This is a genomic window from Geobacillus sp. PK12, from assembly GCF_004123125.1.
GTDB classification, from domain to species: domain Bacteria; phylum Bacillota; class Bacilli; order Bacillales; family Anoxybacillaceae; genus Geobacillus; species Geobacillus zalihae.
This window is the reverse complement of sequence record NZ_SDKL01000013.1, coordinates 245,362-255,398: the sequence shown is the minus strand read 5'-3', so window position 1 is coordinate 255,398 and position 10,037 is coordinate 245,362. Positions and strand designations below refer to the sequence as shown.

Below are 10,037 nucleotides of genomic sequence, written 5' to 3'. Positions count from 1 at the left end.
ATACAAAAATACATTTTTTCACCTCCCATCTAACTATATTATACCATATTTTACTGAATCTATCCTATTTTCAGCAAAATATAGTTAAGGCGATTCATCTCCCACTTACTCCGCTTCGCTTCGTTGAAGTGGGAGTCTTCTCGCCTAATTAAGATAAATCAGGCTGACCGAGCCGAAGCAGCAATCCTGCCGCCGGCAAAACGGCAATCGGCAACATTAATGCTTTTCCAAGCCGCTGTAAAAAGCCTAACATCATGATCCTCCCCTTTTCATCTCAATCATAAATTTGTACCGGTCGCCGCGGTACACCGATTTGACGACTTCAAGCGGCCGACCGTCGACAAGGTGCGTGCGGCGCTCAAGCAACAGCACCGGAGCCCCTTCTTTCATCTTCAGATGCTCCGCCTCCACCTTGCGGGCGACCGATGCTTCCAATGTTTGAACAGCGGAGCCGATGATCATCCCTTTTTCTTTTTCGATAAATTCATAGACGGAACCGCTTACAACATCACGCGTCAGCCCGGGAACAAGATGGACAGGAATGTACAGCGTCTCCAACGCCATCGGCAAGCCGTCGGCCAACCGAAGGCGGCGGACTTCGTAAAGGTCATCGCCTTCCGTGACGCCAAGTCCTTCAGCGAGCTTCTCGGAAGCCGGAACCATCTCAAAGCTGAGGACGATCGTGCCCGGCTCCAGGCCACGCGCCCGCATATCTTCGGAAAAGCTCGTCAGCCCTTTCAGCGGCTGCTCGATTTTTTGGGCGGCGACAAACGTCCCCTTCCCGCGCCGGCGGATGAGATAGCCATCGTTCACTAAATTGTTGACCGCCTGCCGAACGGTCATTCGGCTGATGTCATACATTTCCGCCAACTCGCGCTCAGACGGGATTATCTCGCCCGGCTGCCATTCTCCTTTTTCAATCTTTTCTTTTATATATTGCTCGAGCTGATAGTAAATCGGAATCGGCGACTGTTTATCGATCACGGCGCATCCACCCACTGCTTTTCCTTTGGGATGAGCGAGAGCGCCTCTCGGTCGGCGATGATCGTCACGTCCGGATGAAGGTGAAGCGCTGAAGCCGGCAAGTCCGGTGTGACAACGCCTTCGAGAAGCCGGGCCATGGCCTCCGCTTTTTCCTCCCCTGACGCCAACAGCACGATGCGGCGGCTGCGCAAAATGGTCGCAATCCCCATCGTAATGGCATAGCGCGGCACGTCATCAAGCGATGGGAAAAAGCGGGCGTTCGCTTCCCGTGTCAGCTCGGTCAGCTCGACGACGTGGGTGGCTGTCGAAAACGGCGTCCCAGGCTCGTTGAACCCGATATGGCCGTTGCGGCCGATGCCCAAGAGCTGCAAATCGATGCCGCCCAATTCATCGATGAGCCGCTCGTAACGGCGGCATTCTTCGTCAAGATCAGCAGCCAAGCCGTTCGGCACATGCGTCTCGTGAAGCGGGATGTCAAGCTTTGAAAACAAATGCTCATTCATATAATGGCGATAGCTGTTCGGATGATCCGGACCAAGGCCGACGTATTCATCCAAATTGACCGTGCGCACAAGCCGATACGATGTCCCATGCTGCCGATGATCGGCGGCCAATTCGCGGTACACACCGAGCACGGTCGAGCCGGTCGCCAAGCCGAGAACAGCGTTCGGCTTTTCCTTGACTTGTTTGATGATGATGTCCGCCGCCTGACGGCTCATCTCTGCGTAGTCAGCAGCTTTCAAAAGCTTCATGGCCATCGCTCTTCCTCCTTTCATCCGGTTTGCGATAAGCAAGAACGCCGCGGCAAAACGTCATCATGACTTCATATCGTTCATTCAAAACGACGACATCGGCGTCTTTGCCGGGCCGCAAGCTGCCTTTCCGATCAAGCAAGCCAAGCTGTTTCGCCGGATTCCAGCTCGCCATGCGGATCACCTCTTCAAGCGTGCAGCCAGTATAATCGAGCACACGGCGGATGGCCTCGCCAAGCTTGAGCACGCTTCCCGCCAGCGTGCCGTCGGCAAGCCGCGCCTCCCCGCCGCAGACTTCCACCTCTTGGCCGCCGAGATCATACTTCCCATCGCCGAGACATTTCGCCCGCATGGCGTCGGTGATTAAGATAAGCCCATCGCTTCCTTTATTCCGGTAAGCGAAGCGGACCATCGGCGGCGCAACGTGCAACCCGTCGGCGATCAGCTCGCACATCACTTCTTCAAACATAAGCACCGCACCGGCGACACCCGGTTCACGGTGATGGATGCCGCGCATCCCATTGAACAGGTGGGTCGCATGCGCCACCCCTGCATGGACCGCCGCTTTTACTTCGTCGTAAACGGCATCGGAATGGCCGATCGAAGCGATCACACCGGTCTGTTTCAAGTAGGAGGCAAGTTCCAGCCCCCCGTTCCGCTCTGGGGCAAGCGTGACAAGGCGGATATGGCCGCCCGCCGCCTTTTGCCAGTGCTGGAACAGTGAGATGTCCGGATCGGCGAGATGGCGCGGGTGCTGCGCTCCGGCGCGCTTCAGCGACAAAAACGGTCCTTCCAGATGAACACCGAGCACTTCGGCGGCTCCCGGCCTGTTCGCCTCCGCCATATAGCGAGCGACGTTGCGAAGCGCGGCTTCGATTTGTTCGCTTGGCGCTGTCATCGTCGTCGCCAGGAAACTTGTCGTCCCTTCCGCCGGCAAGGCGTTGGCCATCTTGTAAAGCGCCTCCGGGGTCGCATCCATGACATCCGCCCCAGCCGCCCCATGAATATGGACATCGATGAATCCCGGCACGATGGAAAACCGTGAGGAAAGCTCGATCACTTCCGCCCCTGCATCAGTTGGGCACGACGACATCGGCCCGATCGCGGCCACTTTTTCCCCTTCGATCAGCACATACCCTTGTTCAATGTTTCCTGTTTCTGCATACACCGCGGCATTTTTCAATATCCACCGCTTCATCGCGATTCCCCACTTTCTGTCTCTCATTATAACATTATATATTCTAGTTGTCTATACCACTAAAACAAATCCGTCAACCAGTTCGCTTCAGCATGAAAGAAGCAGGGAAGCCGTGGCTTCCCCGTTCTTCCAAACGGCGCTACGCTCCTTTCGGTCCGCGGGCCGGCAAATAAAACGAAAACGTCGTTCCTTCGTTCAGTTTGCTGTGAACGGTAATGAGCCCTTTATGCGCTTCGACGATGTTTTTGGCGATGGCAAGGCCTAACCCGGTGCCGGAACGGCCGCGCGTGCGCGCTTTATCGGCTTTGTAAAACCGTTCAAACACAAACGGCAAATCCTCTTCAGGAATGCCGGAACCAGAGTCTTGGACATGGATCGTCACGCCGTCGCCGCTTGGTTCGATGATGAGGCGAACTGTGCCGCCCGATTCCGTATGGCGGATGGCGTTGTCAATTAAGTTCGTCAGCACCTGTTCGATCCGATCCGGATCGAGAGCGATTTCGATGTCCCGATCGCGAAACTCGGCTGTCAGCTCAATCTGCTTTTCTTTCGCCAGCCCGTAAAACTTGCGGATCACCCGCTCGATGTAAGGAACAAGCTTGACTTGTTCGTACTCTAGCTCGATATGGCCAGCTTCCATGCGCGCCAAGTCAAGCAAATCGTTAACAAGGCGGCCCATGCGCAGCGACTCGTCGTAAATGACTTTCGCCATCTCTTTCTTCTCTTCTTCGCTCGCCGCGATATCGTCGATGATGGCCTCGCTGTAGCCTTGGAGCATGGCAATCGGCGTGCGCAATTCGTGCGAAACGTTGGCGATAAAGTCTTTGCGCAGCTTGTCAAGCCGCCGCTCTTCGGTCATGTCGCGCAAAACAGCCACCGCGCCGCGCACCATCGTTTTGCCGTACAGCGGCGTCATTAAAATGACCCACGTCCGCCCCTGCAGCGTCACTTCGGTCGATTGCTCCTTCTCCTCGCGAACGACGCGGGCGAACAGCTCTTTCACTTGCGGCGGCAGCGGGGCCATGGCCTCGACGTCGTTCCCTTGCTCAAAATACCACGCCTGCAAAAACCGCTCAGCCGGCGGGTTCGTAATCAAGATTTCCCCGTCGCGGTTAAACGTGATGACGCCATCGGCCATGCTGCTTAAAATGCTGGCGAGCTGTTCTTTTTCCTGGTTTAAGGCGTTGATGTTAAACTGCAGACGCCGTCCCATTTGGTTGAACGCCATCGCCAGCCCACCGATCTCATCGTTCGTTAAAATCGGCACTTTCATATCGAAATGGCCCCGCGCCATTTCGAACGCGGCTTGCCGCATTTTCCGGAGCGGAGCGGTGATGCGCGTCGACAAGAAAAAGGCAAAAAACGTCGTCATAATAATGGCGATAAAGGCGGCAAGAAAAATGAGCTCTTTCGTATGCTCCGTTGCATCGGCGATCGCCTCGAGCGACTGATAGATAAACACAGCTCCTCGGCTGCCATCCGGCATCGACATCGGCACGCCGACAATGATCATATCACGGGGCAGCTTTTCTTTTGGATGCCGCTGTGGCATATACAAACGCTTTTTCACCGTTTTCCCATCTGTCAGCACACGCCGCAAGTCCCGATCTTGGCGGATCGACGACAGCGGCATATTGTCCAAACCAGCATCGCCAGGCGAATACCAATAGTGCGACTCATCGGCGACGATGACGGCTTTCGTTCGATTGTCCACAAGCGTCCAAGCGATCGAGCGGGCAAGCTGCTCATCGCGGTAATCGTGCATCACCTCGGCCACTTTTGTCGCCAGGCGGGTCAAGTCGTTTTCCGCTTCCTGCACATAATAATCTTCCAAAAATTTAATAAGCAAAATGCTTAAAATAAACAGCACGCACGAAACGAGCAACAAAATCGTAAACCATAGCTTGCCGACGACGCTGCGAAACAGCCACATCAGTCGTTCACTGCCTCAAACTTGTAGCCGACGCCCCAGACGGTGACGATCATTTTTCCCGCCTGCGGCGACGCTTTATTCAACTTTTCGCGCAACCGTTTAATGTGGGTGTCGACCGTGCGCAAGTCGCCGAAAAACTCGTAATGCCATACTTCCTTCAACAGCTGTTCGCGGTCGAACACTTTGTCGGGCGAGCGGGCCAAAAAGAGAAGCAGCTCATATTCTTTCGGCGTTAAGCTGACTTCCTTGCCGTCGACCGTCACCCGGTGGGCATCGTTGTCAATCGTCAAATGCGGAAACACAAGCACGTCTTTCGCCGTCGTCTCCACCGGCGCGTAGGCGGCGTTCGCCGCGCGGCGCAACAGCGCTTTTACGCGCAGCACGACTTCGCGCGGACTGAACGGCTTGACGATGTAATCATCCGTGCCGACTTCAAACCCTTGCACGCGGTTGGATTCTTCGCCTTTTGCCGTCAACATGATGATCGGCGTCGTTTTTTGCTCGCGGATTTCTTTGCACACCTCAATTCCATCTTTGCCCGGCAGCATCAGATCGAGCAAAATGACGTCATAATCATTCGTCAACGCCTTCTCCAACGCTTCATTGCCGTCGCCGGCCTCATCGATCACATAGTTTTCCCGCTCCAAATACATTTTCAAGAGCCGCCGGATGCGCTCTTCATCGTCAACCACTAAAATACGGATGGTTTTTTCTTGTTTTTCCAATGCTTTGCACCCTCCCATCATCAATGGAAACACTCCCTATTTTCTAGTTTACCGAAAAACCGGATGCTCGCCAACAGAGCATCCGGTTGTTTTCCATTATGTTCCGGCGTACGAGTGCAATCCCGCAATGACGAGGTTGACCGCCACTAAGTTAAACATAATAATGGCAAAGCCGATGACGGCGAGCCATGCCGACTTTTCACCATGCCAGCCTTTTGACAAACGAAGGTGCAAAAAGGCAGCGTAAAACAGCCAAGTGATAAGCGCCCACACTTCCTTCGGGTCCCAGCCCCAAAAGCGCGTCCAGGCAATTTGCGCCCAAATCATCGCGAAAATGAGCGCCCCGAGCGTAAACACCGGAAAGCCGATCGCCACCGCCCGATAGCTGATCTCATCGGTCAGATCCAAGTTAACGTTCTTCACGAGCGGCTTGAGTGCGGCGGCAACGCGCTTGCGCAAGAGAAGCCGAAGCATGATGTACAGCGCCGTTCCGGCTATGAGCGACCAGATGACCGTATTGAGCTTTCTTGCATTGATGATCGCCGGCATCTCAACAAGCGGCTCCATGCGGCCGGCGCTTTCTTTCATAAGCTCCCCTTTGTGCGGCCCAACGAGCGCCGGCATATCGTAGATGACCTCAACCGTCTGCTTGTTTTTGTCGACCCACGTGAACTTCGCTTCATACCCAGAAAGACCGAACGCTGTCGAAACGATGACAAAGCCGAGCGTCGTAATTAAGCAAAACATGACCACTTCGAGCCAAAACGTCCGTTTCGACGGCTTCGATTGATCGACGACGCGAATCAAATAGATGAGCCCAGCGACAAAGCTGATGGCCAAAATCGCTTCACCAGCCGCCGCCGTCGTCACATGGATGTGCAGCCAATCGCTTTGCAAGGCGGGAATGAGCGGCGAAATTTCCCGCGGAAACATGCTTGCGTAAGCAATCACAAGCAACGCGACCGGCAGCGCAAACAAGCCGAGCACACTCAGCCGGTAAATGAAATAAATAATAATGAAAGCAGCAACCAGCATCATGCCGAAAAAGGTCGTAAACTCGAACAAGTTGCTCACGGGCGCGTGCCCGGCGGCGATCCAGCGCGTCACAAAATAGCCGACTTGGGCGAGAAAGCCGATGATCGTCACGGAGATGCCGAGCTGCGACCAACGGTCCTTCTCTTGCCGTTCTTTTCGCTTGTCGCGAATGGCGCCGCCAAAAAAGAACGTGCCGATTAAATATAGAACGAACGCGATATAGAGCAACGTGCTGCTAAGCTGTGCCATGTCCATGGACTTGTCCCCCTTGTCCGGCTTTTTTGTCGTTTTCGAGCTGATCAGCCGGCATCATGACGCCGGTGCCGTCAAGCAAACGGCGCAGCTCGTTTTTCAAGCCGAACCAGTTTTTATTCGTGTGCGCGGCGATCCATAGCTCGCCGTTTACCCGCTGCACCCAAATGCGGCGGTGGTTCCAATACATCCCTTGGATGAGCCCAATCATGAAAATCGCGCCGCCTACCCCTAAAATCCAAAGCGTAAAGTCGCGGCGGACGGTCAAACCGGAGACATTGCGGGTTTGAAGCCCTGCGAACGCCATTTTGTATTTGTTGTTGCCAAACGGTTCGATCGTTTGCCGGATGGCGACGAAACTCACTTCCCCTTTCGGCCGGTCCGGCGCGTACATTTTGAACACGAACGCCGGATTGTTCGGCACGCGCGACTTCGTTGACGGATTGCCGTCTTCATCAAACTCAAAATCAGGAAAATAGCTTAATAGCTCAACGCGATACCCATGTCCGAGATTGTACGACTCTTTCGGATCATACAAGTCGACCGTCACCGTGCCGAACGTTTCCCCCGACTGCTTGTCCGCCAACTGAAATGACATCGCTTTCGGCTCATTCAAGCGGAAATCGACTTGGTAGAGCGCATAATGGTCGAACTCCAGCGGCTCGTTGACGCGAATCGGATACTCCTTCACTTTTTCAAGCTTCGGCTTGGCGCCGGGGATCACAGGACCGACACGCTTATACAACACGACGTTTGTTTGATAGTTTTTGGCGATCATCCCGTTGCCGACGCGGTCGATGGCAGCGTTGAACACTTCGTTGTCTTTGCCTTTCTCATATGTTTCAAAAATAAATTTTTCACTCTTTAAAAAGTAGCGGCCGTTCGTCCCAGGAATTTCTTTCGTCTCCCCTTCCGGAATCCACATCACCCGATCGATGTACATGCCGGGAACGGAACGAAGCATCGCCCCGATCAAGAAAATGATGAGGCCGATATGATTGACGTACGGCCCCCAGCGGGAAAACCGCCCTTTTTCAGCGAGCAAATGCCCGTCTTCCTCGCGGACATGGTAGCGCCGCGCAGCCAGCCGTTCTTTCAACACAGCCATCGTCTTGTCGAGATCGCTCACATGCGAGACGCCAAACAACCGCTGCCGCTCTAAAAAGCGCGGATGGCGCTTCACCCCTTGCCGCTTCAAGGCGCGATAAAGCGGAACGACCCGGTCCAAGCTGCAAATGACAAGCGAAACGCCGATTAAGGCGATGAGCAAAATGTACCACCATGAGCCGTACAAGTTGTTAAAGCCGAGCTCATAATACAGCTTCCCTGCCCAACCGTACTGCTGCTTATAATACTCCGCCGGATCGACGTTCGGCGGAATATACATTTGCTGAGGGAAAATCGTGCCGATCGCCGAAGCAATGAGCGTAATGACGATGAGCGCCACTCCGACTTTGACCGACGAGAAAAACGCCCAAATTTGGTCGATCATCGTTTTTTTGTACGTTTGCGACCGGCGGGCGCTTCCTTCGTAGCGCATGTCCAAAATCAGTTTTTCTCCCAAATCGGCAAGCGGCTTGCCGCACGACTCACAAAACGCCGTGCCGTGCGGATTGACATGGCCGCATTCGCATTTGACGTGTTCCATGGCGCAAAACTCCTTACGGTTTGATGCTTTCTAGATGCCGTTCGATGTCTTCTTTCGTCATCGTTCCGGTAATGATTTGTTTTACTTCGCCGTTTTTGTCAATCAAAAACGTTGTCGGCAGCGGCCCGACGTTATAGGCGTTCAATACTTGATCTTGACGGTCGATCACAATCGGAAATGTCAGGCCGAACCGTTCCGCGAATTTTTCAACGCTCAACTTCGGTTCACCGACATTGACAGCCAAAATTTCAACCCCTTGTTTTTTGTAAATCGGGTACAGCTCGTTCATATACGGCATCTCCCGCTCGCACGGCTTGCACCACGTTCCCCAAAAGTTCAAAAAAACGCCTTTGCCGCGATAGTCTGAAAGACGATGTTCATGCCCTTTCAAATCGGTCAGCACAAAATCAGGCGCCGTCGAACCAACAGCGACAGCCGTTTTCTCCGTGAAAAAATTCGTGTAAATCGTATAGCCGATCGCCGCGAGCAACACGAGCAAAATCGCTGTCCTCATCACTAAGCGCTGTTGTTTTTTCATCGTTCAAACCCCTTTACGTTTCTCCTCCCCCACAGCCAACGCTAGAGGGGGAGGCAAGCGGTTCACAATCTCCCATTTTCCATTATAGCAAAGTCCCTCGCTCGTTTATGCGCAAGGATATGAACGTTATGTGACAATCTTCGTCATTTTCTTCCCCCGGATTGGGCAAGGACGCGCAGCAACTTCACCTCATGCGGTGTCAGCTCGCGGTATTCGCCGGGGCGCAGCCCTTTCAAATCGAGAAACGCGTACCGCTCCCGCTTCAGCTTCAGCACCTCGCAGCCGATCGCCTCAAACATGCGGCGCACTTGCCGGTTTCGTCCTTCGTGGATACGGATTTCCACAATGGCTGTCCCCTTCTTTCGGTCGGCGGAGAGCAGCTTCACTTTGGCTGGCGCCGTCATGCCATCTTCCAACTGCACTCCTTGTTCGAGCCGTTTCAGCTGCTCGTGCGTTGGAATGCCTTTCACTTTGGCAATGTACACTTTTTCAATTTCATACCGCGGGTGCATAAGCAGGTTGGCAAAGTCGCCGTCATTCGTCAACAAAAGCAGTCCAGACGTATCGTAGTCAAGCCGCCCGATCGGATAAATGCGTTTGTCCAGATCTTTGAAAAAATCGGTCACCACTTTGCGGCCTCTGTCATCTTTGACGCTGGAAATCACCCCGCGCGGCTTGTACAGCAAATAATATACCGGCTCTTCGCGCTCGATCGGGATGCCGTCGACTTCGACATCATCGCGCGGCCCGACCTTGACGCCAAGCTCCTTGACGACGCGGCCGTTCACTTTCACCCGCCCTTGCAAAATGAGTTCTTCCGCCTTGCGCCTTGACGCGATGCCGGCGCGGGCGATCACTTTTTGCAACCGTTCCATTCTCTCTCACCTCTTTCATCATCTTACCCTTTCCGTCTAACAGATACAAGTGCGGCACTTTTATTTTTCACCTTTCCCGTTCCCTTTGCAAACAAAA

9 protein-coding genes and 1 pseudogene are annotated in these 10,037 nt (G+C 54.0%); all 10 read right to left on the bottom strand.

Annotated features, from left to right (window positions below; all coding sequences use genetic code 11):
- Window positions 1-154 precede the first annotated feature (154 nt).
- Window positions 155-253, bottom strand: a pseudogene (locus ETR37_RS07475) (PTS transporter subunit EIIC); the annotation flags it as partial.
- Window positions 253-984, bottom strand: coding sequence for a GntR family transcriptional regulator (locus tag ETR37_RS07470; protein ID WP_033005270.1), 732 nt, complete (start codon window positions 982-984; stop codon window positions 253-255). The gene ETR37_RS07470 and the pseudogene ETR37_RS07475, both read right to left, overlap by 1 nt.
- Window positions 981-1,742, bottom strand: coding sequence for a glucosamine-6-phosphate deaminase (gene nagB / locus ETR37_RS07465; protein WP_081132538.1), 762 nt, complete (start codon window positions 1,740-1,742; stop codon window positions 981-983). Before nagB ends, ETR37_RS07470 begins: the two co-directional genes overlap by 4 nt.
- Window positions 1,714-2,934 (bottom strand): N-acetylglucosamine-6-phosphate deacetylase, encoded by a 1,221-nt coding sequence (nagA, locus tag ETR37_RS07460; protein ID WP_033005249.1) that lies wholly within the window; start codon window positions 2,932-2,934, stop codon window positions 1,714-1,716. The genes nagB and nagA overlap by 29 nt, the downstream gene beginning before the upstream one ends.
- Before the next feature lie 139 nt (window positions 2,935-3,073).
- The gene (locus ETR37_RS07455) at window positions 3,074-4,867 is read right to left on the bottom strand and encodes an ATP-binding protein (RefSeq protein WP_020754613.1); all 1,794 of its coding nucleotides are present in this window, start codon (window positions 4,865-4,867) and stop codon (window positions 3,074-3,076) included.
- Window positions 4,867-5,610, bottom strand: a complete 744-nt coding sequence (locus ETR37_RS07450) for a response regulator transcription factor (protein WP_479724080.1) — start codon at window positions 5,608-5,610, stop codon at window positions 4,867-4,869. The genes ETR37_RS07455 and ETR37_RS07450 overlap by 1 nt, the downstream gene beginning before the upstream one ends.
- Window positions 5,611-5,688: 78 nt before the next feature.
- On the bottom strand, window positions 5,689-6,876 hold the full coding sequence (gene ccsB, locus ETR37_RS07445) for a c-type cytochrome biogenesis protein CcsB (RefSeq protein WP_033005273.1): 1,188 nt from the start codon (window positions 6,874-6,876) through the stop codon (window positions 5,689-5,691).
- Entirely contained in the window at window positions 6,863-8,527 is a 1,665-nt protein-coding gene (locus tag ETR37_RS07440; protein WP_020754616.1) for a cytochrome c biogenesis ResB family protein, read from the bottom strand. The genes ccsB and ETR37_RS07440 overlap by 14 nt, the downstream gene beginning before the upstream one ends.
- A 13-nt stretch (window positions 8,528-8,540) precedes the next feature.
- The gene (gene resA / locus ETR37_RS07435) at window positions 8,541-9,065 is read right to left on the bottom strand and encodes a thiol-disulfide oxidoreductase ResA (protein WP_011231764.1); all 525 of its coding nucleotides are present in this window, start codon (window positions 9,063-9,065) and stop codon (window positions 8,541-8,543) included.
- Window positions 9,066-9,208: 143 nt separating this feature from the next.
- Window positions 9,209-9,940, bottom strand: a complete 732-nt coding sequence (locus tag ETR37_RS07430; RefSeq protein WP_011231765.1) for a pseudouridine synthase — start codon at window positions 9,938-9,940, stop codon at window positions 9,209-9,211.
- Between the last annotated feature and the right edge of the window lie 97 nt (window positions 9,941-10,037).